Genomic DNA, 26870 nt, shown 5'->3' on the forward strand with positions numbered 1-26870 from the left:
GGGGGAGACGATGGTGTCGGTGGGGTTGTTGTCGACTCGGGTGTCGCCGACATCGTTGGCGATGCGGGTGATCGAGCTGATCCGCGAGGAGAAACTCGACGAAGGAGCGCACCTGTCCGAGCAATGGGTCGCGGACTCGCTACGCGTCTCCCGGACCCCCGCCCGCAAAGCGTTGTCCTACATGGCCGACATCGGACTGGTCGAGCAACTCCCGCGCCGCGGGTTCCACCTGAAGATGTCGGCCGCCGACCTGGCCAAGGTCGCGTTCTCCACCGACACCGGCGACGAGGAACAACTCTACTTCCGCATCGTCGACGACCACCTCGGCGGCCGGTTCACCGGCGAGTTCACCACCACCGACCTCGCCCGCCGCTACGGGCTGACCACCCGTCAGGCGAACCTCGTCCTCACCCGAATGGAATCGGAAGACCTGATCCGCCGCCGCCCCGGCCGGGGCTGGGAATTCTCCCGGACCCTGACCACCGCCGAAGCACACGATCAGTCCTACCGGTTCCGCCTCATCGTCGAACCCGCCGCCCTCCTCGAACCCGGCTACACCATCGACCCCGACGCCTTCGCCCTGCACCGCAAGCAGCAGGAGTCGATGCTGCACGGCAACATCGTGTTCCTCTCCCGCACCGAACTGTTCCGGTACGGGTCCGAATTCCACGAGATGATCGTCGACTGCGCGCACAACGCCTACCTCTCCGACGCCGTCCGCCGCGTCAACCGACTACGCCGCCTCATCGAGTACAACCACCAGGCCGACCGCGCCCGCCTGGTCACCCAGGCCACCGAACACCTACACCTGCTCGACCTCCTCGAAGCCGGCGACAACGAACAAGCCTCCCAATACCTGCACCACCACCTCGACACCGTCCGCGAAAAGAAAACCGGCATCACCCACGACGGGCAGTGCTGCTCAGGCTGAATAGCGGCCCACGACCACCTTGTGGCCGCACCCTCCATGCGAAAGACAGAAGGTTGACGATGACCCTCACTGATATCTCTCCGACACGGATTGCTCCTGCGGTCGATGCGACATCGCTGTCCTCGCTCCGACGTGCCAAGATCGTCTGCACATTGGGCCCGGCAACCGCATCCGATGCCCGGGTCCGCGAACTCGTCGAGGCCGGGATGAATGTGGCGCGCCTGAATTTCAGCCATGGGGAGCACGCCGATCACGAGGAGAACTACAGGCGAGTTCGTGCAGCCGCCGAATCCACCGGCGGAGCGGTCGGGATACTCGCGGACCTGCAAGGCCCGAAAATCCGGCTCGGGCGCTTCGCCGAGGGCCCGACGGTCTGGGAGAGCGGGGAACAGGTCCGCATCACGGTCGACGAATGCGAGGGAACCCACGAACGGGTATCGACCACATACAAGCAACTCGCCCGCGATGCCTGCCCGGGAGACCGCCTCCTGGTGGACGACGGCAAGGTGTCCTTGACCGTGCTAGAAGTCGACGACACCGATGTCGTATGCCGAGTGATCGAGGGCGGCCCGGTATCGAACAACAAGGGCCTCTCGCTTCCCGGGATGAACGTCTCCGTCCCCGCACTGTCCGAGAAGGACATCGCCGATCTCGAGTTCGCGCTGCGCTTGGGAGTGGACCTCATCGCGCTGTCGTTCGTGCGATCGCCGACCGACATCGACCGGGTCCATGAGGTGATGGACCGCATCGGGCGACGAGTGCCGGTGATCGCGAAGATCGAAAAACCCGAAGCGGTAGACGACCTGGAAGCGATCGTGCTCGCGTTCGACGCGATCATGGTCGCCCGCGGAGATCTCGGCGTCGAAATGCCCCTCCAACAAGTGCCCCTCGTGCAAAAGCGCATTATCCAGGTCGCACGCGAGAACGCCCGCCCGGTGATCGTCGCCACGCAGATGCTCGAATCGATGATCGAGAACTCCCGGCCGACCCGTGCCGAAGCGTCGGATGTGGCCAACGCAGTGCTCGACGGCGCCGATGCAGTGATGCTCTCGGGAGAGACCTCCGTCGGCAAGTACGCGATCGAGACAGTCGCAACGATGGCCCGGATCCTCGATGCCGTCGAGCGCGAATCCACCGATGTTCCACCTCTCACACACGTGCCCCGCACAAAAGGAGGGGTGATCTCATTCGCAGCGCGTGAGGTCGGCGAGCGGCTGAACGCGAAAGCGTTGGTGGCGTTCACTCAATCCGGTGACACCGTGCGCAGACTCGCTCGACTGCACACCCCACTGGCACTGTTGGCGTTCACCCCGGCACCGCAGGTGCGAAACGAGTTGGCCCTGACCTGGGGCACGGAAACCTTCTTGGTCGATCCTGTCGATTCGACCGACGAGATGATCCGCCAGGTCGACATCGCCCTCCTGCGACTCGGCCGATACCAGCGCGGCGACCTGGTCGTCATCGTCGCCGGATCACCCCCACACACGGTGGGCTCGACCAACCTCATCCATGTCCACCGGATCGGTGAGAACGACTTCACCGCCCGATAGCAATCACGACCCGCTGAGAACCTCCTTCGCCCCCAGACCGCTGCTCACCGCCACTGAACCGACAATTCGGCAATACCGAATCCGGACGCCCAAGCTCTGTGGAACGCCGTTGCCGCCACTGCCAAACCCATCGATGCGGACCCATCACGTTGACACCGTTGACCTGATTCCCGACGCTCTGGGGCCGCCCATGCGGCCGTGGCGCCACGGTACAGCCCACCTTGTGCGGAGAGGAACGAACACCCGGGGATCGCGGCGTGCGACGACCTTGACGGTAAATTCTTCACCGGAGAGGTCGGCGCCGGGCAGTTCGAAGGACTCGGCGGTGTCGGTGTCCTCGACGTCCACGGCGGGGGATTGGGCGTCTTTCCGGCTGGCGGTCAGCTGTTCGAGGGAGGTGTCCGTCGCGTCGGATTCGGTGACTCGTGGTGCGTCGTAGTCGGTGGCCGATCGCTGGTTGGCTGCCGTTCCGCAGCTTCCGGCGTTGTCGGATCCGGCCGCGCAGGTGGCGGAGCGGTTTGGTGTTGCTGCTGCACTACGGAATCGACTGGTCCGACCGCAACTGGGCGGCCGCCCGTCGCGGTGACTACTGGGACAACCTGCTGCCCACCAGGGTCCGGTTGGCCACCTACAACAGCATCGACCTGCACCAGTGGTGGACCGCCTCGGCCGCCCGGCTCGGCTCGGCCCCGCGCACCGACGAACATGCGCGTAGTGGTCGTCGAATGCCGCGCCGCCAGAATGATTTCGCCTTGGCAGTTCCCGAGCTGCTTGTCATGGGATGCGTAGCGGGTCACGAGCCGGCGTGCTGTCGGTGCTGGACCCGTGACCGCCCAACCTGTAACGAAGACAGCTGACCTCACGAACCAGTCTGTTGTTCGAGGAATTGGTCGAGCACGCGGAAGAATAGTTCCGGTTCGTCGAGTTGCGGGAAGTGGCCTGCGCGGGGAAAGATCTCGACGCGACTGTGGGGTACGACGCGGCGGAGGTTCTCGGCGTGTGCGGAGGGAATCATTTTGTCTCTGCCACCCCATACCAGCAGCGAGGGAAGCGATTCGAACTTCGAGAAGTGTTGCTTGGCGCTGACCGTTTGTCCGCGTAGTCCCACGACGGCGCGGGTGGAGGCGAGAAACGCTGCTCTCGAGGACTTGTCGGACACGGTCTTGAGGGATCGCCAGGTTTCGGCGGCGCTGCGACTGGGCTGCACGGGCAGCCCGAGCCGGCCCAATTGTTTGAGAATGCTCTCGGTGTTGCGCCGTAGCCAGTCGGAGGCCAGGACGGGCAGGACCAGTTCGCTGCCGGGCAGGGTGGCGGCCTTGAGGAACAAACTCACCTCGGGGCCGAGGCCGCCGCTGCTCACCAGGCACAGACGGTCGACGCGCTCGGGGAACAGGTACGACAGTTGCATGACGATGCCGCCGCCGAGGGAATGGCCCACGAACGCGGCGGAGGAGATCCCGAGATGATCCATCAGGTCGCGGAGGGTGGCCGCGTGGGCACTCAGGGAGTAGTCACCGGAGGGTTTGTCGGATTGCCCGTGCCCGAAGAGGTCGGGTGCGACCACGCGGTTCTTCTTGGCGAGTCTTCCGATCTGCGGTGTCCAGGATTCGTGGGAGCCGAGTAGGCCGTGTACGAGTACCACCGGCGGTCCCGCTCCGACGTCGACGAACCTGAGGACATCGTGGTGGAGGGTCACGGACTCGAGCTTGTGTGGCGACACTGTGTCCTCCCGTCTCGTTGTTCAACCAGCGGAGCGACCCGACTCCACCCACCGAGGCCCTCGAAGCCGGATTGACGTAACTCGGAAATGTGGCGGGCGGCACCCCGATCGCAGCGTCGACGTTCGCCGCTGTGGGGAGCTGATATCCGTCTCTGTCCTGCCCGATCTTCTCACGTGGGTGCGGTCCCGGCGCGGGGTGAGTCCGCCGGGTCGGTAGAGGTTCTCGCCACACAACTGAGGAATTGGCAGGGAGGACGGTGTCCTCCGTTTTCTGGGTTCGGCTCACCGTAGGGGTTGGGCTGTGGAGGTCAGTGTTGCGGTCAGTCCGGAGAAGAGGATGTCGAGGCCGCGTTCGAGTTCGGCGGCGCCGTCGTAGGCGGCCAGCACGGGTGCGAGGCCGCGCAGCAGGGGGAACTCGCCGATCGGTAGCCGATGCAGTCCCAGGCGTAGCAGGTCGTCGGTTTCGTCGGGTCGTTCGACGAGTTCCTGGAGTTCGTTGAGGACGTGACCGTGGAGGAAACCGAACAAGGCCCGGTAGACGTGCAGGGCGTCCGCGCCGGTGAAGCCGGCCCCGGTGAGCAAGCTCAGGATGTTCTCGAGCGGGCGCAGGGTTCCCAGCGGCCGCAGGCCGAGGGGCGTCGCCAGGGGCCGGGTGACCAGGAGTGGGACCACATGGGGATGATCCAGGGCCAGCCGCCGGAAGCTCCGGGCGACCTCCCGGAGTTGGGCCACCCAGTCACCGTCGTCGGTGTCGACGACGAGTTGCTCGAGGACCATTTCGGCGATGCCGTCGAGGAGCGCTGCCTTGTTCGGGGCGTGCCGGTACAGGGTCATCGGATCCCGGTCGAGGGCCTTGCCGAGGCGACGCATCGTGAGTCCGTCGATGCCGTCGCGGTCGATGATGTCGAGCGCGCACGCAAGAATCAGCTCCCTGGTCAGAGCAGCAGGTTCAGAATCGTCGTCGTCGGGGTCGGATGTGTGAGGAGCGGGCACCTTCGCCATCGGAGGCTCCTTTCCGTTCCACTCTTCACTGTAGGCCTAAATCGTAGTCCCCACCGTAGGCCTAAAGCGTAGGTCTACACCGTTGACAAGGTGCGGAATGCGGCGTTGACTGGGTACTACAACGTAGGCCCCTGGAGGCCACCATGATCATCATCTTCGGACTCGCCGTCCTTCTCGCCGCCGTGATCGTCGGACTGACCGGTGTGCTGAGCAACAGCGGTGACGGGCACGCCCTCACCGACGGGTTCGCCGTGTTCGGCTATCACGTCACCGGTTCCACCGGAACGCTGTTCCTCTACGGCATCGTCGTCGGCGCGGTCGGGCTCATCGGGCTCAGCCTGCTTCTGGCCGGTGCTCGGCGCACCTCCCGGCGCGGTCGCATCGCCCGCCACGACCTGACAGAATCGCGCCGCGAAACAGCGGATGCGTACCAGGACCGGGACCGCCTCGCCGAACAGCGCGAGATGGTTGCCGCGAACCCGGACACCGCCGACAGGACACCACACGATGTCGATCACGGTCACCGGCCTGCCGGGGGACGTGACTGGCGGCACCCGTTCGGCCACCGAATAACTCAGGCCGCCGCCGCCCGCGAGGTCGCACGCTGAGGACACACCGGCACCAGGCCCCCCACCGACTTCGGCCGCCGCACCCGCACCGGCCGATCACCCCCTAGAGAGAAGAAGTACCGCCATGAGCATCGGGAAGAACCTTCGGCACAAGGCCGAAACCGCCGAGGGCGCCGCCAAGAAGACGGTCGGCAAGGCCCTCGGGAACGAACGCATGGAAGCCGAGGGCAGTGCGGAGCAGGCCAAGGGCAACACCAAGCAAACCGGCGACAAGCTCAAGCAGGCAGGGCAGAAGATCAAGCACACCTTCAAGCACTGACCCGCTCACATCGTCCGATACCCCAATCCCCACTCTCTGTCCCGAAATCAGGTTGTCCTCATGATCATTCTCGGAATCATTCTCGCCGTCATCGGCGCGGTCGCCGGCATTCCCATCCTCCTGTATGTAGGGGTCGCGCTCATCGTCATCGGCGTGGTCCTCGAGATCATGGGGTCGATGGGCCACGCGGTCGCCGGTCGACGCCACTACTACTGACCCGGCACTGAAGGCCGCACCGGACGGGGCACCACCCCAGGTTCCGGACGGGGGCTCGTCCGGAACCTGGAGCACACCATGGCCATCTCCGATATCAAGGAGTACGCGCACCTCACCGATGCGGACGTCGAGGCGCTCAGCGACGAGCTCACCAGCATCCGCCGGGACGTCACCGAGTCGCTCGGCGCCGCCGATGCCGCCTACATCCGCCGCACCATCGGCCTCCAGCGACTGCTGGATTCCGCTGCGCGGCTGGTGATCTACGGCAGCAAAACCACCACAGGGTGGGTTCTCGGGACGACGGCGCTCGGTGTGGCCAAGAGCGTGGAGAACATGGAGATCGGCCACAACGTCTCTCACGGGCAGTGGGACTGGATGAACGACCCCGAAATCCATTCCACCACCTGGGAATGGGACATGGCCGGCGTGTCATCACAGTGGCGGTACTCCCACAACTACCGTCACCACGTGTTCAGCAACGTCGTCGGAATGGACGAGGACCTCGGCTACGGTGTCCTCCGCATCACCCGCGACCAGCCGTGGAAGCCCGAGCACCTACTGCAACCGCTGCGGAACCTGGTGTTGGCGGCGATGTTCGAATGGGGCATCGCCCTGCACGACCTGTATTCCGAGCAGACCCGGGTCGGCACCGCCGCCGAGAAATCCGCGCACCGCCGAGCGCTGATCGGGAAGATCGCCCGCCAGACCGGCAAGGACTACCTGCTCTTTCCCGCCCTCAGCGGGCGCCGCTGGCGGCGAACACTGACGGCGAACCTGATCGCGAATCTGCTGCGGAACGTGTGGGCGTACGTGGTGATCTTCTGCGGGCACTTCCCCGACGGCGCCGAGAAGTTCACCCTCGCCGAACTGGAGAACGAGACGCGTCCGGAATGGTATCTGCGGCAGATGCTCGGCGCGGCCAACTTCCGGGCCGGCCCGGTAATGGCGTTCCTCAGCGGCAACCTGTGCTACCAGATCGAGCATCACCTGTTCCCCGACCTGCCCAGCAACCGCTACGCGGACATCTCCACCAAGGTGCAAGCACTCTGCGAGAAATACGACCTGCCCTACACCACCGGTTCACTTGCGCGGCAATACCTGCAGACGCTGCGCACCATCCACAAACTCGCACTGCCCGACCGGTTTCTGCGTGCGACCATCGACGACGCTCCCGAGACTGCCTCCGAACTGAAGTTCCGCACCGCGGGTGAGCCGATCGGAGCGGCCCCGGCTTCCCGCATCGGGCTTCGGACAGCCCTACGAGCCCTCCCCACGAACCGTCGCACCCGTCGACGGAGAAGTCCACCACCACCAACATCGGACGATCCCCATGCCTGACACCACCGCTTCCCCGGCGCCCGCCGCCACCTCCTCTTCGCCGGCGTCGCAGGACAACTCGTCCTCGACCGCGGGCCGGGTGGCGCAGAACAGCGTCTTCGAACGGTTCGCCCGGGCAGGGTTCGTGGTGAGCGGCGTCGTGCATCTGATCATCGGCTACATCGCCATCCGGCTCGCCCTCGGCGGCCCGGGCGGTACCGCCGACCAATCCGGTGCCATGACCGAACTGGCCGCCAAGCCGGGCGGCATCGCCGCACTGTGGGTGGGTGTGGTCGCGTTCGCCATCATGGGACTGTGGCGGCTCGCCGAAGCGGCACTCGGCAGTTCATCCAGGCCGGACGCCGACAGCAAGAAATCGGAGATCATCGATCGTCTCAAGGCGTTTGCCCTCGCGGTGGTCTACTTCGCGTTCGCCTTCTCCGCGTTCGGTTTCGCCCGCGGCAGCGGCAAGTCGAGCAGCGGCCAGAGTGCGGGGATCACCGCCCGCCTGATGCAGACCACCGCCGGCACGATCGCCCTCGTCGCCGTCGCACTGGTCATCATCGCGGTCGGCGGATACCACATTTACAAGGGAGTCAGTCGCAGCTTCCTCGACGACCTCGAGGGCACCACCAGTCCCCTCGTGCGCAGGCTCGGCACGGTCGGATACATCGCGAAAGGGCTGGCCATCGCCGCGGTCGGGCTGCTGGTGATCCTCGCCGTCAGTCAATCCGAGCCCGATAAGGCCTCCGGACTCGACGGCGCCTTCAAAACCGTCGGCGCCCAACCCTACGGAGTAGCCCTGCTCATCGCGGCCGGCGTCGGCATCATCACCTACGGCCTCTACAGCTTCGCGATGGCCCGCTACGCCAAGATGTAATCGGCGCAGCCCCGAGCAGTCGGACGGAGTTCCTCCAGGCTCTCGATGGCAAGTATCGACCCTCCCGATCCGGGTGATCTCAACCGGCCCGATCGTGGACCGGGATCCGATGCCTTCGCCTTTTCGGCACGGTTGGCTCGAGGGGCTTGCGGTCAGAGCCAGCGTTGGCGTTTGAACACGATGTACAGGGCCATGGAGGTGATGAGCATCAGGGACAACGCGAGAGGGTACCCGGTCGCCCAATGCAGTTCGGGCATGTCGTCGAAGTTCATCCCGTAGATCGTGCCGACCAGGGTAGGGGCGAAGAGGATGGCGGCCCAGGCGGAGATCTTCTTGACCTCTTCGCTCTGGGCGAGGCTCGCCTCGGTGAGGTGGTGCATTTCCTCGTTCTGCTGTTGTGCCACCAGGGTGGCGTGCACGGTCAGCGCGGTCTGCAGATGTGCCCGGAACGAGTCGGCCCGCTCGACGATGCGGATCGTGTGATCGTGCACATCGCGCAGATGGCGCTGTAGTTCCAGGTCGACGTGATACTTCTCCGACCCGCGCTGCAGGGCCTCGAGCATGCCCACCAGGGGCTGGGTGGCGCGCTGAAACTCGATCACCTCGCTGGAGAGGGCGTAGATCCGGCGGGCAACGAACGCGTCACCGGTGAACAGCTGATCTTCGATCTCGTCGACGTCGTTCTCGAGACCGGCGATGACGGGTTCGTACTCGTCGACCACCTGATCCACGATCGCGTACAGCACCGCCTCGGGGCCCAGACACAGCAAGCCCGGTGCCTGTTCCATCCGGTGGCGCACCACCCCCAGGTCGGGGGACTCCGCGTGGCGGATGGTGACGACGAAATCGGGTCCGACGAAAACGTGGAGCTCCCCGAACTCGACCTTCTCGACGTCGTCGAGATAGCGGGCCGGCCGCAGCACCACGAATAAGACGCTGTCGTAGCGTTCGAGTTTCGGGCGTTGGTGCGCGGTAATGGCGTCCTCGACCGCCAGGTGGTGCAACGCGAACTCGCGGGCCAACGAGTCGATCTCCTCCGTGCCGGGCCGGTACAGCCCGATCCAGGCCATCCCCGCGTTCTTCCGCAGGAGTTCGTAGGTGCTGTCGAGCGATTCGGGGGTCGCGGCCCGGACACCGCTCACGTACACCGCGTTGTCCACGATCGTCATGTCCACTCCTTCCGTCCGATCGAGTGTGCCGCACCACTGCGCACGTGACCGCGGCGTGATGCCGCACTGGGATGTCGAGCGTAATTGTCGGCTTCCACACCCGGCTGGTGGAATGTGGCGGAAACTTTGCGACGTCCAGAACAGCTGAACGGATCAGGACGGTGGCCGTCGACTCAGACGGCCGTGCTCCTCATCTTCCGCTCGCGCTGTCTGGCACGTTTCTTGGGTTTATCCCCTTCTTGGCAATCACTACACTGGGTAATCCAAAACCGTTGATCCGGTTCACAGTCGGGTGTCGATCCGGGATTTTCCATCGGGTGGTGCGGTCGTCGGGATGCGGCGCTGAACGCGGTCGTTACCGGGCGGAGCTCAGGTGCAGGGCGTCGGCGGTGGCCTGTGTCGCCTGCCGGGGAACGAGGGGTCGTTGCTCGCCGCGGCGAGCTCGATTGGTGTGTCGTCTGCGGTCGGTTTCGGTCATGCCACCCCAGATTCCGTACGGTTCGCCCACCGCCAGGGCATGCTCGCGGCACTGGGTGAGTACGGGGCAGTCCTGACAGATCTGCCGGGCCCGCGATTCGCGTTGACCTCGGGCGGTACCGCGTTCGTTGTCGGGGGAGAAGAACACCGACGGTTCGATACCGCGGCACGCGGCGCCGTCCCGCCATCCTTCGAGTCCGCTCGAGACCTCGCGGGTCGGCGTGGATGGGATTCGTGCGGGGAGCAATGCGGTTCCTTTCGTTCCCCGAACGCGGGGACCGATGGAGCAGATCCGCACGCCGGAAACTGATATCTGGGTGGTCGATGTGTCGTGGGGTATCGGGTGCGGCTCGTTCCGGACAACGAACCGTTCGCCCTGTTTTGAGAGATATCGCGGATGCCCTGGCGCCTGCGCTACTCGGTCGAGTGGTCCAATCCTCGGCGGTGACGGAGTCGGCGCGGCCCCCATCAGGGGTGATGCCCGTGTCATGGCTCCCGCCCCGGGGGACCTGTGGCTCTTGTGCCACAGGTATGCGACTTTCGCTTGGCAGCCACCCGGGGCGGGATGGAGGCTGATCACCCGATGAAAGCCGTGGTGCCAACCGTAACGTTCGATCAGTTCGAGGACAGCCTTCGGGTGGTGGCCGCTCTCGGCGCCGGCAGGGACGACTTTCGCCGCTTCGACGAGGTTGTCACCAGGAAAATTTGCGATCTGCTCTTCGTCGCCGCGGCGGTTGCCGCGGCCCTTCGCCACTACATCATCGATTGTACGGACCTGCCGATCGCCAAGGGCTTACAGGAGAACAGCGGATTGTTCCGCGAGCTCGGTCCCCGTCTGCGAGTCGAGCCGTTTCTCGGGTGACTGGCCCGCTGTCCGCCGCTCGACCGGATGCTCGCGACCGGAACCCAGTCGCGGCCGCCCGACGCCACCGGCGGGCTGGGCGTGACGTTCGCATGGACCTTCCGCACCGTACCCCGAGGCGAAGACGGTGCGCCCCCACGGCCCGCACCGCTCGATGATCGGTGCCCTCGTCGACCACTACCCTCTGACACCGAAGGGTTGTCCAACCCGGGTCGCCGAACTGCCGCCGATGCCGACCGAGGCGGCGGGTGAGACACAGTGCCCGGGCCGGCAGGGGTGAATACCCGATCGGGTGCGGGGGCGGGGGCAGAATGCGTCGGATGGTCCACCGCGTCGACGACAGCGTGGGCATCGCGTCGTTCGTCGCCCGTCCGGTCAATTCTCCGCCGGGGCCTTGCCCCGGTGGTTCGGGGGTGCCGGAGTGTTCCCGCTGCCGGTGGTGGTTCCGGTCGAGCCGTTGCCGAAACGGTGCGCGATTGCAGGAGTGCATGAGGTGTGAAAAGCGTTGGTGCGGAACGCTTTCAATATGTAGTCGCATGGTCTCGGTGGCGATGCTGCTCGCTGCGGCGGCCGGTAACTCGAAATTGGTCGGCCGCCGTGACGTGGAAGGGGTTTGCGAGCGAGGCGGTTGTCTGAGTTGTCCCGGGGCGGGGCGGGGCTGAGGTCGCGGACAGTGGTGATACCGAATTTGTCGGCCAGCACGTGCCGGGCGGCGCAGTAGCCGGGCATGCCGTGGACACTGGGCCCGGACGGGGTGGAAGCCGAGCACAGACACACCCCGTCGAGTGGGGTGCGGTAAGGGTTCCATCGCGCGGTGGGACGGGCGATCATCCGGTACATCGACACCGCCCGGCGGCGATGTCGCCGCCGCGCCCGGTGCGGGGATGGCGTGGGAGGTGACGACGGTGTCGCGTAATCCGGGCGCGAAGCGTTCGATCTGTGCGGTGATTGTCTCGGTGAGGTCGCCCTCGGAGTCGTTGGGCACGTGCGTGTAGGACCTGAGCGGCAGCAGATCCTGGGCGCCGCGGGTCGGGTCGGCGACGGCAGGTTGGTTAACCAGGACCAGCGGCCGGGTCGGATGCGCGCCGGCGGCAATGGCGGCTTCGGCCGCGGCGATCTCGGCTCGGGTGCCACCGCAGTGCACCGTCCCGGCCTGCTGCACCCGCGGATCCGCCCAGGGCACCGGAGAGTTGAGGACGAAATCGACCTTCGCGACACCCAGACCGGGCCGGTAGCGGTGGATTGCCCGCCGGTACCAGCCCGGCAGCCGATTCCAGAGGATCCGGGCCAGCATCCGGGTGGTGTCACGGTCCCGCCGAGACCAACACCGGTTCGTGCATGTCGTAGTAGGACACCTTGCCCATTAGCAGGTTCTCTTCCTCGAACAGGGCCCGCAGATCGTCCGGTACCTGTGCCTTCTCGTGTCCGCGGGCCGCGGACTCGGATGTGAAGTACAAGGCCTCGACGAACCCGTCGTCGCCGTACCGGGCGAAGGTCCCGCCGATGATGTCCGGACGCAGCCGGCCAACCTGATCGCTCGCCTGTTCCATCAGTTGCCGCATCCGGGTCGGATGAGCACTGTGGCCCTCCATGACCTGTACGAACCCGGCAGCATCGGAGCCGCCACCCATCCAAGACGTCACGTCCGGGCAGTCCATGAACGAGACGGCGCCCTCGAAGCAGGTCTGTGTCTCGGCCCACCACTGGTCCTGTTCGGGGCGTTGACTGTTGCGTTGGGCGTCCTCGGTGGATTCGAACCGGACCAGTGCAATGAACGTCCCGTCGTCACACAACCCGTGCGTGCTCCCGAGGTAACCGATGGCCCCCGGTCGCAGTTCTGCCGTCCAGCGATCCATGCACCGACGCAGCCTCGCCTCGTCGGACGCCTTTCCCTGGATTACCTGGATGAACATGTGATGCCTCCTCGCACAGCGCGCTCTAACCAATTGCGGTGGCCGACCCGGCGCGGTCCACCGTCGCCGGATTCCGGTTCCACCGACGGCCCCGGTGGCCGCAGCCACTGCAGGACCAATTTTTCGCCCAACCCCGGCAGCCCACAAGACCACCGGGCGGGCGCATCACCACCGGCCGGGCGCATCGGCGCCCCACGGCCCAAGAGCTCGAGGCGCCCTCGACCAGGCTCACTCGCACCGATCCGGCCGCCGCCGAAGCGGCCCTAACATCGACATCGCCGTCCGATCCACCGGCGACCGTCGACTGCGCCGCCCTCGAGGCCACTACCAGCAGAAACACACCGAAGGGATCGATCCGGTGCACCGTCCGGCGACAGGTACCAGAACAGCTGACCGCGGCCAACCCGGCTCAGCGCGGCACTCGTCCCACCGGCCGGGGTTCGATGCCGAGAATCGCGGCCACGCGCTCGGTAGTGCCGCAGCTCGGTCGGATGCGGGGAGTGGACATGACGATCGTGGACAACGCGGTGTACGTGGCTGGTGTCCGGGCCGCGACCCCGGACATGCTCGACAGCACCTACGAGCTCCTCCGGGAGAAGGCGGGGATGGTCTGGATCGGGCTGTACCGCCCCGACCGGGAGGAGATCGACTCGGTGGCACGCGAGTTCACGTTTCACCACCTGGTGGTCGAGGAGCCGGTAGCGTTCAGCGGAGCCGAAATCGGCTGTAGCGATGATGAACTCGCCCCGGCCCAGCTTGTGGATCAGGGTCCGGTACGCGTCCGCATCGGCGACGGTTCTCGTGCGCTCGACTCGATCGAGTTGGTCCCCGGGTAATCGCTCGAGGTGCCGTCCGGTGGTCGTCACGAGGTCGCGCAACTGTACCAGGACGGGTGTCGCACTTCGGGATTTCGAGGACCCACGGGGCTCGGGGCGTGGACAACCCACGGTCGGTTGCCCGGTGATCGGGGAGAGGCGGGCAGGCTGTCCGGTTTCAGTGGTCCGGTTCGTCACCGAAGACGAGTCGGCGGCCGGTGATCTCGGTGGGTGTAATTTCGACGTAATTGAACTTGGGGGTGGCCAGCCATGACCGCAAATGCAACTCGTCGGCTGCGGCGACCTCGCTGAGCTTCTGAAGCCGCCGCGCGGTGCCGTGGACGATGACGCTCCACCCCGAGTGCTCGGCTATCTCGTCCACTTCGAAGGCGACATCCCGGTTGATGGTGAGTTCAATGAGCTTGGATCCCTCGGCGGTTCGGAAGTACACCTTGCCCTCGTGGACGACGTAGTTGACGGGAAAGATGTCGACCCTCCCGGACACGCTCAACGCCAGCCGCCCCAACGCGCCCGAGCTGAGCAGTTCCCAGCTCTCCTTCGCGGTCAGCTCGGTGATTGGTTGCTCGGCTGCGTCGTCGGTGTCATTGGCCATTCCTGATGATGGCATCCGAAGGGGGGCGTTGTCAGTATGTTGGGTCAGCGGACGCATCGGGGCGGTGGTGCAGCGTGACGGTGACTCGCCCGGTGCGCATGTGATCGGCGATCGACCAACCTGCCAGGCGTTTTCGATTTGAGTCCAACACCGTTGCCAGGTACAGGAATTGCCCGTCGCCCACCGGCAAGTAGGGGGCACCTCTCTGCGCGAAGTGCTTGGAGGAATGTCGCCGACGTACCTGGTGTCCGGCGTGTTCGCGCTGAAAATCCCGCCGGATCAGGTCCGCCCGCCGCGGCCGCGGCCGCGTCCGGATCGGGAACGGTGGTGCGGACCGTCTTGCGCAGGTGGACGCCGACGATCCCGTTCTCGCGTTGAACAGCCCCTTCTGCTCCATCCGCATGTGGCACGTCACCCTGGTTCCGTCGGCCGTCGCCGCGGTCAGATACGACACTTCGAAACGGCTCGGCCCCGAGATGAGTCGGTCAATGTCGCGAATCATCATGATCGCTTACGTCCACTACCAACCGAACACGAAGATCACGTTCACCGGCGCGTTTGCTGAGGGATACAAGGTCGGTGAGGATGTGAGCGCCGGTGGAGGCGGGGTCGGCGAACAGGGCCAGGAGTAGGTGGTCGGTGCCGATCTCCTCGTGCCCGAGCAGGGCGGTCTGGCGCAGACTGCCCTCGATGACCTTCTTCGTTTTCGGGGTGAATGGGATGTGCCCGACCGCCGGGGCGGTGACGTCCTCGAGCTTGCTCTTCGGGGCCGTTGCGGTGTCACCCGACGAGGGGTGCTGGTGATGGGCCGTGGAGGGGGTGGTGGTGTCCACCCCGTCACTTCCTCGACGCGGTGTACCGCACCCGTTCAACGACCCGGACAGGTGTCGCCAGGGCCGGGCGGCTGACCGCCGGGAGTCACCGAGACGTGGGGGATCGGGGTCGGCAGCATTGACGCCATTGTGGTGTGTGTCGCGGCGGTGTTCGGTTTCTTGCTGCGCGCACTTACACGGTGTTGACGCCGACGCGTCCGCCGTCGACGTCGAGGACGGTTCCGTGCACGAAGCGGGCGTCGTCGGAGGCGAGGTAGAGGGCGGCGTCGGCGATGTCGTCGGCGGTGCCGGGCCGGCCGGCGGGGGTGGTGTGCATCAAGGTGTCGGCGGGGGAGCCGGCGTCGGGTCCGGTGGGGCGGATGACGCCGGGGGAGACGGCGTTGACACGCAGACCCCGGGGGCCGAATTCGGCGGCCCAGGATCGGGTCAGGCTCTCCATCGCGGCCTTGGACCCGGCGTAGACGGGGCCGTGGGGGATGCCGAGGCGGGCCACCCACGAGCCGAGGTTGATGACGACGCCGCCACCGTTGTCGGTCATGTGTGGGGCCAGGGCCTGTACCAGGAAGATGGGTGCCTTGACGTTCACGGCGTAGATGCGGTCCACGGTGTCGTCGTCGACGGTCATGGTGCCGGAGGCGGGGAAGATGCCGGCGTTGTTGACCAGGATGTCGAGGTGTCCGCCGGTCAGGCTCAGCGCCTGCTCGGCGAGGGCGTGGCTGGTGGCGGAGGTGCCGTCGAGGTCGGCGGGGAGGAAGTCCGCGCGGCCTCCGGCCGCCGCGATCGCGGCGAGGGTTTCGTTCCCGCGTGTCGTGTCGCGGCCGGAGACGATCACGTGGGCGCCTTCGGCGGCGAAGGCGACGGCGATGGCGCGCCCGATGTGGGAGGTCGATCCGGTGACGAGGGCGCTGCGGCCGTGGAGTCGGCCGTTGGTGAGGTGATTGGTCATGTCCCGACCGTAGAGGGAATTTTTTGGACCTACGAGTCCAGAAAATGAGGTATAGCCGGTGGTGTTGGAGTGGCGGTGGGTTGTCCGGTCCAGAATTGCGTTACCGTCGACGTATGCCGATCACCGCGAAGGGGCGCGCGACCCGTCAGCGCATCGTCGACGGTGCCGCGACGCATCTTCGCGGTGGTGAGCCCGGTGAGGTCACGCTCGACGACATCCGCGCCATCACCGGAACCAGCAAGGGGCAGCTGTTCCACTACTTTCCGGGCGGCAAGGACGAACTGCTGCTCGCCGTCGCCGTCTACGAGGCGGACCGGGTTCTCGACGATCAGCAACCGCACCTGGGCGCACTGACGTCGTGGGCGGCGTGGGGGAGGTGGCGCGATGCGTTGGTCACCCGCTACCGCGCTCAGGGAGCGCACTGTCCGCTCGGGTCGCTGCTGGCCCAGGCGGGCGGAACGCCGGGGGCATCCGAGGTGGTCCGAACATTGCTGGCGCAGTGGCGGACCCACGTCGCGGCCGGGATCGAGGCGATGCAGGCGGCCGGGCAGATCCGGGCGGAACTGAATGCGCCGCGCACCGCGTCCGCGTTCATCGCGGGAATTCAGGGTGGGGTGCAGGTCCTGCGGTCGACGGGCAGTGTCGAGGATCTCGAGGCCGTCCTCGACACGCTGATCGACTACCTGCGGGGCCCGGGACCGTCCGGTATTCCCTGCTGATCGGCGGGGACGTCACCGGGAGCTGGCGTGCTCAACAGCTGGGCCGCATTCCCCCGCTACCGAGCGACACAGTGTGTTGAGAGGTGCACGCGCCGCTGTCCCGGGGCTCTGTTGGTATTCGTCCTCGACAACCGGTCCTGTGGCTGGCTGTCTCGTCGACGTGTGCGGGGAGGGTGATCTCGCGCGGCATCGTCTCTGCCGATGCGTCGAGTGTCTAACTTCTTGGCGGCGAGAACAGCGTCGCAGGCAGCTCGGTTGCGTGAGGTTCGTTTGGGCTGATTTCAAATGCTATTGCGTTTCAGTGGCTTTGGGTGCTCGCGCCCACCGTGAAACCACTGAGCTTGGACGGGAAACCCACGATGACGACGAACGTCCCCACTCCTGCCGAGGTCTACACGTCGCAGGGCGAGTGTGCCCTCGACCGCGGCACCCACTACGTCGAGGAATCGATCTGGGTCTACCTGATGCGCGACTGGGATGGCATTGATCGGTGGGTGCTCGATCCGGTGACGGTGGACGGCTGCGGGCTGGACTCGGGTCTGGATGGTGCCCGCGACAGCGAGTGTATGTGCGAGGACAAGGACGAGTGCAACGCGATCTGGGATTGGATGGACCGGCTTGCCTGCCGGCGGCGGATGATCTGCTGCACCTGCTCGCGGAGTCGCTCGGTTACACGGTGACGAGGGCGGCGCAGTCGTGACTGTGGAGGCGGTAGTCGTCCGCGATCCCGATGGGCCGACCAGCGCCCGGCGGGATCTATGTCGAGGGCCGCGTCGATCAGCCCTGGCTGGACCTCGCACCCCGGTAAGACACCGACGGCGCAGAACGTCACCCCCGTACAGGGCCCGCACCCGACTCCCGATGTGCGGGCGGTTGCTGTGTGGGGGCGTAATGGTGTTGTGACCTGGTGTGATGACATGTCCCCGGTTTGTGATGTGGGGGTGCCGGCGACTTGTCGGGGGAGTGCCGGGGGGTGGGGTGTCGGCGGGCGCGTGGGGTGTCTGTTTGGTGCGGTTGGAGGCCGGTTTTGAAAGGTGTTGAGTTACAACATTTGTGGTTAATCAACTGGAGAATAGGTCTTTACGAATATTGCGCACAACGTCAGCTTGTAATGTCTGTAATATGTTGTTCATCAACATTGTTGGGCGTTTTGACTGGTTTTGGTTGCGTGGGGTAAGGGGCGGTCTGCTGTGGGTATGACATTGAGCGGCGCGGGAAGTCGAGTGGGCGGCGGCCAGCGCGATTCGAAAGTTCCAGGCATATCGACGTCGCTGGGTTTGTCCGTCATCTCTTGTTCTCCTCTGGGCTTTGTGCCGACTCGGCTGAAGATCTGACATCCGATTCGGTGGACGGCCCGGGTGGTTGATACGGGTCAGGGGTGCCGACCTTGATGGGCGGATGCTGTTTCAGGCTGTCCTGGTACTCGCCGATCATCTTGGAGATCGGACGCATGACCCACAGATGTGTGGAGGCGACGCTGTGTTCGGGATCCTCCTTCGGGTTGGTGTACAGGTCGTAGATCCGTGGGACGCCCAGCGACAGAACCGGATCCAACGCATCGACCTGCTCGACGAGCAGCATCTTGAAGTTGCGCCATTTGGCCCCGTAGAACTTCTCCCCGAAGTAGATCAGGAAGCCTTCACGTGCCGAGTTTTCAGTCGTGCCGCGGAAGAGGCCTGCCTGATCCACGCCGTCGATGGGCCGGTCCTGTGGCACCCTGGCGCCGGCAAACCCCGCCAGCGTGGTGAAGGTATCCACCTCGTGGACGATCTCGTTCGATTCACGGTCGGCGGGAATGTGGCCGGGCCAGCGGACGATGAAGGGGACGCGGTTGTTGCCTTCCATCGGGGTGAACATGGTCCACGGTCCACGGTCCACGGTCCACTCGTCCCGATGTGCGGCGGGACCGAGGTGTCGGCCCCGTTGTCGCTGGTGAACACGAAGATCGTGTCGTCGCGCAGCCCCAGCTCGTCGAGGGTGTCGAGCAGGCGGCCGACGTTGTGGTCCATCTGGGCCAGGCAGTCGGCCCAGGGCCCGTTGCCCGTCGCGCCCGTGAACTCCGCCGACGGTAGCGTCGGATAGTGCACGAGCGTGTAGGGCACGTAGGCGTAGAAGGGTTTGTTCGCCGCGGCGCTGCGCGTGATGAAGTCGATCGTCCGCTCGGTGATCTCCATGTCGATCTCGGGCCGGGTGGTCAGGTCGTAGATCGCGACGTCGCGCGACGGCTCGCCCTTGCGGCCTTCCATGATGTGGGCCACGTGCGCGACGTCCGGGTCGAAGCCCGGTGAGCCCGGCCACAGGCTTTCGTCGGTGGTGTCGGGGATGCCGTACCACTCGTCGAAACCCTGGTCGGTGGGCATGCGCCCCGGGTGTTGCCGAGGTGCCACTTGCCGAAGTGGCCGGTCGCGTAGCCCTGCTCGGCGAGCAGCTTGGGGAGGGTGATCTCCCACTGCACCAGCCCGTAGGGTGCGCCGGTGAGCGAGACGCTGTGGGTGCCCGAGCGGAGCGCGAACCGTCCGGTCAGGAGGGCCGACCGACTCGGCGTGCACTGGGGCTCGACGTTGAAGTTGGTCAGCTTCATGCCGTCGCGGGCGAGCCGATCGATGCGCGGCGTCGGGGCACCGCGCACCGCTCCGCCACCGTAGCAACCGACCTCGCCGTAGCCGAGGTTGTCCATCAGGACAAAAACTATGTTCGGTCTGTCGTGCGACATCTTTCCTCCATGGGGTTCACAGGCGCGGGCCCGGCCACCATCTCTGCTCGTTTCGGCGGCGTACCGCAGCGGTTCGCCGGGCCGCGAGTGCACCGCCGGCTCCGTCGCCGTGGTGAGTCCTCACCCGTTTCGGGTGAGGACGCCGCACCGCACGTGGTGCTCGGATGTCCGGGCGTTGCATCATCCCTGCTTCTTGCCTGCGGCTGCTCGTACGGATCAGTCGGGATGGAGCCGCGGTCCTCGGGGTGGACGCCCCTACCGAAACTTTGACCATGACCTGGGCGTCTGACCTGTTGTTCCGCTCTCAGTCTCGGCGCCCGCACCGCGGATCACCTCCCCCGAAGGGGGTGACCCACCGGCGATCGGCGGGGTTGAATGAGGGTGATACCCGATTTCAGCCTGCCTCTCAGGGACGTCGGTGACCTCATGCAGAACCCCGGTGCCCCCGATGCACCCGGCACCTCCCGGCATCGCCGCGTGCAGTTTTCCGGCGACCCGATTCTCGCGGCCAGGTTCGCCGTCCCGGCTGTGCCGAAGATCCTCATCCACCGACCCGCACTGCTCGAACGCCTCACCGCCGGGTCGGCGGGGCCGCTGACCCTGGTCCACGGCCCGGCCGGTGCCGGCAAGACGGTCCTGACCGCGCAGTGGGTGACCGCCGGTATGGCACCGGGCACCGCGGTGTGGTTGACCGTGGAACCGGGCGACGCTCCGGGCCTGTTCTGGGCATATCTGATCGAGGCGCTGCACCGCCACGGGATACCCCTGTCCGAGGTGGGTATCCCGACCCGGGCGGAGGGGGTCGATCAGTCCCTGCTGGTCCGGCTCGCCGACGCGTTGGCGAAGACTCCGGAACCGGTGGTGCTGGTCCTCGACCAGTTCGACGCGACCTGCGCCCCGGAGATCACCTCCGGCCTGCATTTCGTGCTCGGGCACGCCGCCGGTGGCGTGCGTGTGGTGCTCACCGCCCGGAGTGAGCCGCTGCTGCCGCTGCACCGCTACCGGGCCGCGGGCGAGATCACCGAGATCCGCAACGCCGATCTGGTGTTCACCCGCGCAGACGCCTGCCATCTGCTGCGCGGGCACGGGCTGCAGATCTCGTCGGCGGCTCTCACGTTGCTGGTGGACCGGACCGAGGGCTGGGCGGCGGGCCTGCGCCTGTCCGCGTTGGCGATGCAGCGCAGTACCGACCCGGAGGCGTTCATCGGTGACTTCGTCGCCGACCGCACCGCAATCGCCGACTACCTGCTCACCGAGGTCCTCGACACGCTGCCGCCGCAAACCCAGACCCTGCTGCTCCGGGTGTGCATCACCGAACAAATCCACCCCGAACTGGCCGATATTCTCACCGGTCGAGGCGACGGCGACCTGACGCTGGCCAGTCTTGCCCGCGCCCACGCGTTCGTCGAACGGGTCGACCCATCGCCCTGGTACCGACTGCATCCGCTGTTCGCCGAGGTGCTGCACGCGCACCTGCGGCACCGGCATCCCGGCCTCGAACCCCGCCTGCGTGCCCGGGCGGCGCGCTGGTTCGCCGACACCGGAGCCCTGACCGCCGCCGTCACCCAGGCCGCCGCCGGCAACGACTGGCAGTTCGCCTCCGACCTCCTGATCGAGACGTTGACGATCGGCCGGCTCTTCACCGGACTGGACACCGCCCAGCTGCGCCGGGCCCTCTCACGCATGCCCGCGAACCTGACCGGCGCGGCACCCGCCCTGGTGCGAGCCGCCTGCCGTCTCGCCGACCACGACGTGGAGGGCTGCGAGGCCGCCCTCGCCTGCGCCGACGACTACCTCGGCGACCGCGCGGACCCGGCACCCCACCTCGCCCGGTCCTTCGTCGGGGTGCTCGCCGGGCGGGCCGCCGGCGACCTGGACGTGACCCGCAAATCGGCGGCCGACGCGCACCGACTACTCCGTGAGATGCCGCAGCAGCGCCGCGGGCGGCATCCGGAGATCACGGCGATGGTGCTGGCCGGCCTCGGTGCCGCCGAGCTCGACGCCGGGCACCTGGACCGCGCCGCGGGCGTGCTCACCGCCGCGGTCCACGCGTGCGGGGCGCCGGGCACCGAGCAACCGCTCTGCGACGCTCTGGGCTCGCTCGCCCTGGTCGAGCTGCTGCGCGGACAACTGCGACGAGCGGAACAACACTCCCGCCGCTCCCTTGCGGTCGCCGAAGAATCCGCCTTACCGTCCGACGACCTGATCGGGGTGAGTCACCTCGTCCTCGCGGGCGTCGCGGTCGAACACGACGACCGGGCCGCCGCGCGCACCCACCTCGACCTGGCCGCCCCCACAGTCGGGCTGGTTCCCGAACCCGCCCCGGCGGTGGCGGCCGCGGTGATCGGCTCCCGGCTGGCGGCGGCCGACGGGGACTGGAAGGGCGCCCTGGCCATCGTCCACTCGGTCGGGGCGGCGCTGGCCCGCCGCCGCCCCGCGGACTGGACGCTCGATGAGCTGGCCATCGCCGAATCCTCCGCACACCTCGCGCACGCCGACACCCGCGCAGCCCTCCATGTGCTCGATGCCGCACCCTCCGACCGGCCCCAGCACCTTGTGGCCCGCACCCGGGCACTGCTCGCGGCCCGCCGCGACGACACCGCCGCCCTCGACGTACTCAGCGACCTGCGGACAGCCAAGACCGCCCCGGCGACCATTCAGGTGCAGGCCTTCCTGCTGCGCGCCCGGGCCGCCGCCGACAGTGGTCACATCGAGGAGGCGCACCGGCTGCTGCGCCAGGCACTCGGCTTCGCACGTCCGGAGGAGCTGTGGCGGGTGTTCGTCGAGAGCGGCCACTGGGTGCGTGAACTCCTTTCCCAGGAGCCACAATTGGTGAAGGAGCACGGCTGGCTGCCCGCCCGGGCGCTCGAACACTGTCATCCGCAGGACGCCGGGCAGCGACCGGCGGCGTTCCAACCGCTGACCGAGCGCGAAGACCAGGTGCTGCGGCAGGCGGCGGCGATGCTGACCGCCGACGAGATCGCGACCGCGCTGGGCATCTCCACCAATACCGTCAAGACCCATCTGCTGAGCATCTATCGCAAGCTCGGTGTCCGCCGCCGCCGCGAGGCCGTGCACCGCGCCCGGGAACTCGGGCTGCTCTGACCGTTTTCGGTCACCCGAAACGGGGGATGTGCTTTCCCCCGCGGGGCCGAGGATGGGAGGCGGAAGCCTCCCATTCTCGGCTTCCGAGAAACGAGTGCTCATGCGCTACGAATTCCGCATCGCCGGCCTGGTGTCGGCAGCACTCGCTGAAGCGTTCCCCGAACTGGACCACACCGCCATGCCCGATCAGACCCTCTTCTACGGCACCGTGACCGACGAAGCCCACCTGTTCGGGCTGCTCAACCGCTTCCAATCCCTGGGGCTGCACGTCGTCGAAATGCGGCAACTCCCCGAATCCCGCGCCGGACCCCCGTCACGCGGATGAGCCGGTCCACGAACAGCACGCTACTGCCATCCATAAGCATTGCGCTCAACCACTCTGGGTCAACGACACCTCGGCGCGCGCCCTAGGCGACAGCGGTCCAGCCGCCGCACCGCAAGCCGAAGACCATCATCAACACTCCGACGATCATGACCAGTCGCCACCGACTCGGACGTCGTCGTCATTGCACAAGGATCCGAAATGTCTCGTCGAATCAGCACTGCCCTCGCCACGATTGCCCTCACCCTGTCTCTCGGCGCCCTGGCCGCTCCCATGGCTTCGGCCGCACCCGCCGCGCCCGCACCGACTCCGGTCCTCGGTTCGGTGTCGATCTGCTTCAGCGTCCCGTTGGGGTCGGCCAGTCTCGTCTGGTGCATCTGAGGCTGCCGAGCCGGGAGTGGACTGCACCGATCACGATTCGCTATTCGACCCGCAGCGGGCAGTGACCACCGCGACACCCATCACCCGATATTCAGCCAGCGTCGGCCCCATCACGTCGACGACACCCTTTCACCGCAGTCAACGAGGCCACCCGTCGCCTGCGGGTCTGTGAATCGTTCGAGCGAGGAGGATCATTGTGAATCCGCAAGAGTCGTTGCCGTTTCCGCCGACACCGTCTGCGAGTACCGCGGGCAGAACGATGCAGGACTCGATCTATGCGCAACGGGAAACCCCGCGCCGCCTACCCGAGGATGCACCGAACATCCTGATCGTGTTGGTCGACGATGCCGGCCCGGGACTTCCGACGACCTTCGGCGGGGAGATCCGAACCGACACACTGACCAAGATCCACGAGGAGGGCATCGGGTACAACCGCTTCCACACCACCGCGATGTGTTCCCCGACCCGTGCGTCGTTGATGACCGGCCGCAACCATCACCGGATCGGCAACGGCCAGGTCGCCGAACTCGCCAACGACTGGGACGGGTACGCCGGGCAGATCCCCAAGAGCAGCGCACTCGGGGCCGAGGTCCTCAAGCAGTACGGCTACTCCACCGCCGCCTGGGGCAAGTGGCACAACACCCCCGCCATCGAAACCACCTCCGCCGGGCCCTTCGAGAACTGGCCGACCAGCATCGGTTTCGAGTACTTCTACGGTTTCCTCGCCGGTGAGGCCTCGCAATACGAGCCGAACCTGGTCCGCAACACCACCATGGTGCTGCCGCCCAAGACACCGGAGGAGGGCTATCACCTCAGCGAAGACCTGGCCGACGACGCCATCGGGTGGCTGCACAGGCACAAGGCCTTCGAGCCGGACAAACCATTCTTCATGTACTGGGCCAGCGGATGCCTGCACGCCCCGCATCACATCATGAAGCCGTGGGCCGACAAGTACGCCGGCAAGTTCGACGACGGCTGGGACGCCTACCGCGAACGCACCCATCAGCGAGCCAAGGAGGCGGGCTGGATTCCGGCCGACGCCGAGCTGACCCCGCGCGATCCGCGACTGGCGGCGTGGGACGACATCCCCGACGAGGAGAAGCCGTTCCACCGACGGCTGATGGAGGTCGCCGCCGGTTTCGGCGAGCACGTCGACGTCCAGATCGGTCGGCTGATCGACGAGGTCGACCGCCTCGGATACGGCGACAACACCCTGGTGTTCTACATCTGGGGGGACAACGGCTCCTCCGGTGAGGGCCAGAACGGCACCGTCAGCGAGATGCTCGCGCAGAACGGCATACCGACCACGATCGACATGCACATCCGGGCGCTCGAGGAGATGGGCGGGCTGGACGTGCTGGGCACCCCGAAGGTCGAAAACCAGTATCACGCCGCGTGGGCGTGGGCGGGCAGCACACCGTACAAGGGCATGAAACTGCTCGCCTCCCATCTGGGCGGCACCCGTAACCCGATGGTGGTGCGGTGGCCGGCGAAGATCACACCGGATTCGCGGCCGCGGACCCAGTTCCACCACTGCAACGACATCGTCCCCACCATCTACGACGTCGTCGGGATCACCCCGCCGCTGGTGGTCAACGGTGTTCCGCAAATACCGATCGACGGCGTCAGCCTCGCCTATTCCTTCGATGACCCGGACGCGAAGGGCCGGCTGCGGACTCAGTACTTCGAGATCATGGGCAGCCGCGCGATCTATCACGACGGTTGGATGGCGTCGGCGTTCGGTCCGCGGGCGCCGTGGGTTCCCGGGTCACCGCCCGGCATCAAGGACTGGACCCCCGATCAAGACCGATGGGAGCTCTACCACCTCGACGAGGACTGGTCGCAGGCCCGCGACCTCGCCGACCAGATGCCCGACAAACTCGCCCAGCTCAAGGACACGTTCTCGATCGAAGCGGCCAAGAACAGTGTCTACCCGGTCGGCGGCGGCCTGTGGATCACGGTGCTTCATCCCGAGTTGCGGATTTCCACCCCGTATCGGGAATGGAACTTCACCGGGGACGTGATCCGGATGCCCGAGCCCTGCGCGCCGAGTCTGGGCAATCGGGCGAATCTGGTGACCATCGAGGTGGACATTCCCGACGATGCGAACGGTGTGCTCTACGCACTCGGCGGTGCCGGCGGCGGTCTGACCTGCTACGTCGACGATGGCTTCCTGTGCTACGAGTACAACCTGTTCGTCATCGCGCGCACCAAGATCCGCTCCGAGCACCGGCTCCCGGCCGGTCCCACCACGATCGAGGTCAGGACCGTCCCGGCGGGTGAGGCCAAACCCGCCGGCCCGCTCGACATCGCGATGAGTGTCAAGGATGCGCCCTATGGCAGCGGGCAGGTGCCGATCAGTGCGCCGCTGCTGTTCACCGGCAACGACTGCCTCGACATCGGCCGCTGCCTCGGAGGATCGGTGTCCCTCGACTACTTCGACAAGATGCCGTTCCCGTTCAACGGCCGCATCGACAACGTCCATGTCCGCTACCTCACGTAAACAGCAGACGCACAACGTTGTTCGGCGAACCGCTGGACGCAGACCAGCTTGCGGCTTCGGCGGTAGTACGCGAGTTGCCGATCCGTTCGAACTCAGCTCCGACAAGGGAGACTGCCGTGACATCCACTGACGAACCCCCATCCGGCGCAGACCCGGCAATGACCGAGAACCCGTACGGCGGGAAACCGGGCAGCGGGATCAGTCTGCCGCCGTATTTCCGGCCCACCCCGAGCGTGGTGAACGCGAGCAACTACTTCCCGGTCGGTGAGAAGCTCGGCCCGGACGAGATGCGGATCTCCTTCGTGGGAAGCTGCCCCTTCCCGCCGCGACGCGACCAGGCCGGCACCAGCATGATGGTCGAACTGGGCAACGGGGACCGATTCTTCTTCGATCTGGGTTCGGGGTGCTTGCGCAATATCGTCGCCATGCAGGTGCCGTTCATGGCGGTCAACGACATCTTCATCTCGCATCTGCACGTCGACCACTTCGCGGACCTGCCCTACCTTTACTGCTTCGCCCCCTGGCTGCTGCGCTGGAAGCCGCTGCGGGTGCACGGCCCCTCGGGCCGCACACCGAAGGATGGCACCAAGGCCATGATCGAGGGGATGAAACAGATGACCCACTGGCACACCAAATCCTTCAAGACATCGGCGGTGGGCGACGGATATGAAGTGGAGGTCAACGAGTTCGACTGGCAGGACGAGAACGGCCTCTGCTACGACAGGAACGGCGTCCAGGTTCGGCACTGGCCCCGGTCACACGTCATGGACGGGGCAAGCGCCTACCGCCTCGACTGGAACGGTCTGTCCTTCGTGTGGACGGGCGACGGCCGGCCGGACAAGCTGACACTGAAGTACGCGACGAACGTCGATGTCTTCGTCACCGAGATGCAGGCGATCTGGGCAGTCTGTCGGAATCGCGGATGGGGATACCTCAGCTCATCGGCAACACGACCATCGACAGCGCGCATACCGTCCCGTACGCGGTCGGCTACC

27 protein-coding genes and 3 pseudogenes are annotated in these 26870 nt (G+C 66.4%); 17 read left to right on the forward strand and 13 right to left on the reverse strand.

What is annotated here, in order from left to right; all coding sequences use genetic code 11:
* The first annotated feature begins 19 nt into the window (after window positions 1-19).
* Complete coding sequence (locus JWS14_RS40870; protein WP_206015851.1) at window positions 20-931, forward strand: GntR family transcriptional regulator; 912 nt, start codon at window positions 20-22, stop codon at window positions 929-931.
* Between the two features lie 59 nt (window positions 932-990).
* Window positions 991-2481 carry a pyruvate kinase gene (pyk, locus tag JWS14_RS40875; protein WP_206015852.1) on the forward strand — a complete coding sequence of 497 codons (1491 nt, stop codon included), beginning with the start codon at window positions 991-993 and terminating at the stop codon, window positions 2479-2481.
* A gap of 252 nt (window positions 2482-2733) precedes the next feature.
* Here the strand turns inward: pyk and JWS14_RS50590 are convergent.
* Window positions 2734-2928: pseudogene (locus tag JWS14_RS50590) on the reverse strand (DUF4193 family protein); the annotation flags it as partial.
* Between the two features lie 74 nt (window positions 2929-3002).
* Here JWS14_RS50590 and JWS14_RS50595 point away from each other — a divergent pair.
* Window positions 3003-3338: a hypothetical protein gene (locus JWS14_RS50595; protein WP_241031630.1), complete on the forward strand. Its 336-nt coding sequence runs from the start codon at window positions 3003-3005 to the stop codon at window positions 3336-3338.
* A 2-nt stretch (window positions 3339-3340) separates the two neighbouring features.
* Here the strand turns inward: JWS14_RS50595 and JWS14_RS40890 are convergent, their stop codons facing one another.
* Both JWS14_RS40890 and JWS14_RS40895 read right to left on the reverse strand, forming a co-directional pair.
* A complete protein-coding gene (locus tag JWS14_RS40890; RefSeq protein WP_206015853.1) occupies window positions 3341-4201 on the reverse strand; it encodes an alpha/beta fold hydrolase in 861 nt (286 codons plus the stop codon).
* A 282-nt stretch (window positions 4202-4483) separates the two neighbouring features.
* Complete coding sequence (locus JWS14_RS40895) at window positions 4484-5203, reverse strand: TetR/AcrR family transcriptional regulator C-terminal domain-containing protein (RefSeq protein WP_241031631.1); 720 nt, start codon at window positions 5201-5203, stop codon at window positions 4484-4486.
* 143 nt (window positions 5204-5346) lie between these two features.
* Here JWS14_RS40895 and JWS14_RS40900 point away from each other — a divergent pair, with 143 nt between their 5' ends.
* From JWS14_RS40900 to JWS14_RS40920, 5 genes are all read left to right on the forward strand, one after another.
* Entirely contained in the window at window positions 5347-5811 is a 465-nt protein-coding gene (locus JWS14_RS40900; protein ID WP_206015854.1) for a hypothetical protein, read from the forward strand.
* 85 nt (window positions 5812-5896) lie between these two features.
* Window positions 5897-6091: a CsbD family protein gene (locus tag JWS14_RS40905; protein WP_206015855.1), complete on the forward strand. Its 195-nt coding sequence runs from the start codon at window positions 5897-5899 to the stop codon at window positions 6089-6091.
* A gap of 60 nt (window positions 6092-6151) precedes the next feature.
* Window positions 6152-6307, forward strand: a complete 156-nt coding sequence (locus JWS14_RS40910; protein WP_206015856.1) for a DUF6131 family protein — start codon at window positions 6152-6154, stop codon at window positions 6305-6307.
* Between the two features lie 78 nt (window positions 6308-6385).
* Window positions 6386-7645: a fatty acid desaturase family protein gene (locus JWS14_RS40915; RefSeq protein ID WP_206015857.1), complete on the forward strand. Its 1260-nt coding sequence runs from the start codon at window positions 6386-6388 to the stop codon at window positions 7643-7645.
* Entirely contained in the window at window positions 7638-8504 is an 867-nt protein-coding gene (locus JWS14_RS40920; protein ID WP_206015858.1) for a DUF1206 domain-containing protein, read from the forward strand. The genes JWS14_RS40915 and JWS14_RS40920 overlap by 8 nt, the downstream gene beginning before the upstream one ends.
* A 152-nt stretch (window positions 8505-8656) precedes the next feature.
* On the opposite strand, the gene JWS14_RS40925 is transcribed toward JWS14_RS40920, so the two are convergent.
* Both JWS14_RS40925 and JWS14_RS40930 read right to left on the reverse strand, forming a co-directional pair.
* On the reverse strand, window positions 8657-9673 hold the full coding sequence (locus JWS14_RS40925; protein WP_206015859.1) for a magnesium and cobalt transport protein CorA: 1017 nt from the start codon (window positions 9671-9673) through the stop codon (window positions 8657-8659).
* 355 nt (window positions 9674-10028) lie between these two features.
* Window positions 10029-10397 (reverse strand): WhiB family transcriptional regulator, encoded by a 369-nt coding sequence (locus tag JWS14_RS40930; protein WP_241031632.1) that lies wholly within the window; start codon window positions 10395-10397, stop codon window positions 10029-10031.
* Between the two features lie 336 nt (window positions 10398-10733).
* On the opposite strand from JWS14_RS40930, the gene JWS14_RS50600 reads away from it, so the two are divergent.
* Window positions 10734-11012 (forward strand): DUF1931 family protein, encoded by a 279-nt coding sequence (locus JWS14_RS50600; protein WP_241031633.1) that lies wholly within the window; start codon window positions 10734-10736, stop codon window positions 11010-11012.
* Window positions 11013-12316: 1304 nt separating this feature from the next.
* Here the strand turns inward: JWS14_RS50600 and JWS14_RS40940 are convergent.
* Window positions 12317-12925, reverse strand: coding sequence for a hypothetical protein (locus JWS14_RS40940; protein WP_206015860.1), 609 nt, complete (start codon window positions 12923-12925; stop codon window positions 12317-12319).
* Window positions 12926-13431: 506 nt separating this feature from the next.
* Here JWS14_RS40940 and JWS14_RS40945 point away from each other — a divergent pair.
* Entirely contained in the window at window positions 13432-13761 is a 330-nt protein-coding gene (locus tag JWS14_RS40945) for a hypothetical protein (protein ID WP_206015861.1), read from the forward strand.
* A 157-nt stretch (window positions 13762-13918) separates the two neighbouring features.
* On the opposite strand, the gene JWS14_RS40950 is transcribed toward JWS14_RS40945, so the two are convergent.
* The 4 genes and pseudogenes from JWS14_RS40950 to JWS14_RS40965 all read right to left on the reverse strand — a co-directional run bounded on the left by JWS14_RS40950 (window position 13919) and on the right by JWS14_RS40965 (window position 16132).
* Window positions 13919-14353 carry a pyridoxamine 5'-phosphate oxidase family protein gene (locus tag JWS14_RS40950; protein WP_206015862.1) on the reverse strand — a complete coding sequence of 145 codons (435 nt, stop codon included), beginning with the start codon at window positions 14351-14353 and terminating at the stop codon, window positions 13919-13921.
* A 79-nt stretch (window positions 14354-14432) separates the two neighbouring features.
* Window positions 14433-14733 (reverse strand): annotated as a pseudogene (locus JWS14_RS40955) (hypothetical protein); the annotation flags it as partial.
* 105 nt (window positions 14734-14838) lie between these two features.
* The gene (locus JWS14_RS40960; RefSeq protein WP_241031634.1) at window positions 14839-15186 is read right to left on the reverse strand and encodes a Clp protease N-terminal domain-containing protein; all 348 of its coding nucleotides are present in this window, start codon (window positions 15184-15186) and stop codon (window positions 14839-14841) included.
* Window positions 15187-15358: 172 nt separating this feature from the next.
* Window positions 15359-16132: an SDR family NAD(P)-dependent oxidoreductase gene (locus JWS14_RS40965; protein WP_206015863.1), complete on the reverse strand. Its 774-nt coding sequence runs from the start codon at window positions 16130-16132 to the stop codon at window positions 15359-15361.
* A 113-nt stretch (window positions 16133-16245) separates the two neighbouring features.
* Between JWS14_RS40965 and JWS14_RS40970 the strand changes: the two genes are divergently transcribed.
* On the forward strand, window positions 16246-16851 hold the full coding sequence (locus JWS14_RS40970; RefSeq protein ID WP_206015864.1) for a TetR/AcrR family transcriptional regulator: 606 nt from the start codon (window positions 16246-16248) through the stop codon (window positions 16849-16851).
* Window positions 16852-17210: 359 nt separating this feature from the next.
* The gene (locus JWS14_RS40975) at window positions 17211-17531 is read left to right on the forward strand and encodes a hypothetical protein (RefSeq protein WP_241031635.1); all 321 of its coding nucleotides are present in this window, start codon (window positions 17211-17213) and stop codon (window positions 17529-17531) included.
* A gap of 604 nt (window positions 17532-18135) precedes the next feature.
* Here the strand turns inward: JWS14_RS40975 and JWS14_RS40980 are convergent.
* The 3 genes and pseudogenes from JWS14_RS40980 to JWS14_RS50605 form a co-directional block, all read right to left on the reverse strand.
* Window positions 18136-18708: a sulfatase/phosphatase domain-containing protein gene (locus JWS14_RS40980; RefSeq protein WP_241031636.1), complete on the reverse strand. Its 573-nt coding sequence runs from the start codon at window positions 18706-18708 to the stop codon at window positions 18136-18138.
* Window positions 18709-18803: 95 nt separating this feature from the next.
* Window positions 18804-19151: pseudogene (locus JWS14_RS51945) on the reverse strand (hypothetical protein); the annotation flags it as partial.
* Window positions 19046-19564, reverse strand: coding sequence for a sulfatase-like hydrolase/transferase (locus tag JWS14_RS50605; RefSeq protein ID WP_241031637.1), 519 nt, complete (start codon window positions 19562-19564; stop codon window positions 19046-19048). The pseudogene JWS14_RS51945 and the gene JWS14_RS50605, both read right to left, overlap by 106 nt.
* A 426-nt stretch (window positions 19565-19990) precedes the next feature.
* Between JWS14_RS50605 and JWS14_RS40990 the strand changes: the two genes are divergently transcribed.
* From JWS14_RS40990 to gntH, 5 genes are all read left to right on the forward strand, one after another.
* Window positions 19991-22669 (forward strand): winged helix-turn-helix domain-containing protein, encoded by a 2679-nt coding sequence (locus JWS14_RS40990; RefSeq protein WP_206015867.1) that lies wholly within the window; start codon window positions 19991-19993, stop codon window positions 22667-22669.
* Window positions 22670-22769: 100 nt separating this feature from the next.
* Window positions 22770-22994: a hypothetical protein gene (locus JWS14_RS40995; RefSeq protein ID WP_206015868.1), complete on the forward strand. Its 225-nt coding sequence runs from the start codon at window positions 22770-22772 to the stop codon at window positions 22992-22994.
* Window positions 22995-23192: 198 nt separating this feature from the next.
* Entirely contained in the window at window positions 23193-23372 is a 180-nt protein-coding gene (locus JWS14_RS41000) for a hypothetical protein (RefSeq protein WP_206015869.1), read from the forward strand.
* A gap of 259 nt (window positions 23373-23631) precedes the next feature.
* Window positions 23632-25875: an arylsulfatase gene (locus tag JWS14_RS41005; protein WP_206016306.1), complete on the forward strand. Its 2244-nt coding sequence runs from the start codon at window positions 23632-23634 to the stop codon at window positions 25873-25875.
* A 116-nt stretch (window positions 25876-25991) separates the two neighbouring features.
* A partial coding sequence (gntH, locus tag JWS14_RS41010; RefSeq protein WP_275957903.1) for a guanitoxin biosynthesis MBL fold metallo-hydrolase GntH occupies window positions 25992-26870 on the forward strand: 879 nt, incomplete at its 3' end.

It is taken from the genome of Rhodococcus koreensis, assembly GCF_017068375.1.
Classification (GTDB): domain Bacteria; phylum Actinomycetota; class Actinomycetes; order Mycobacteriales; family Mycobacteriaceae; genus Rhodococcus_F; species Rhodococcus_F koreensis.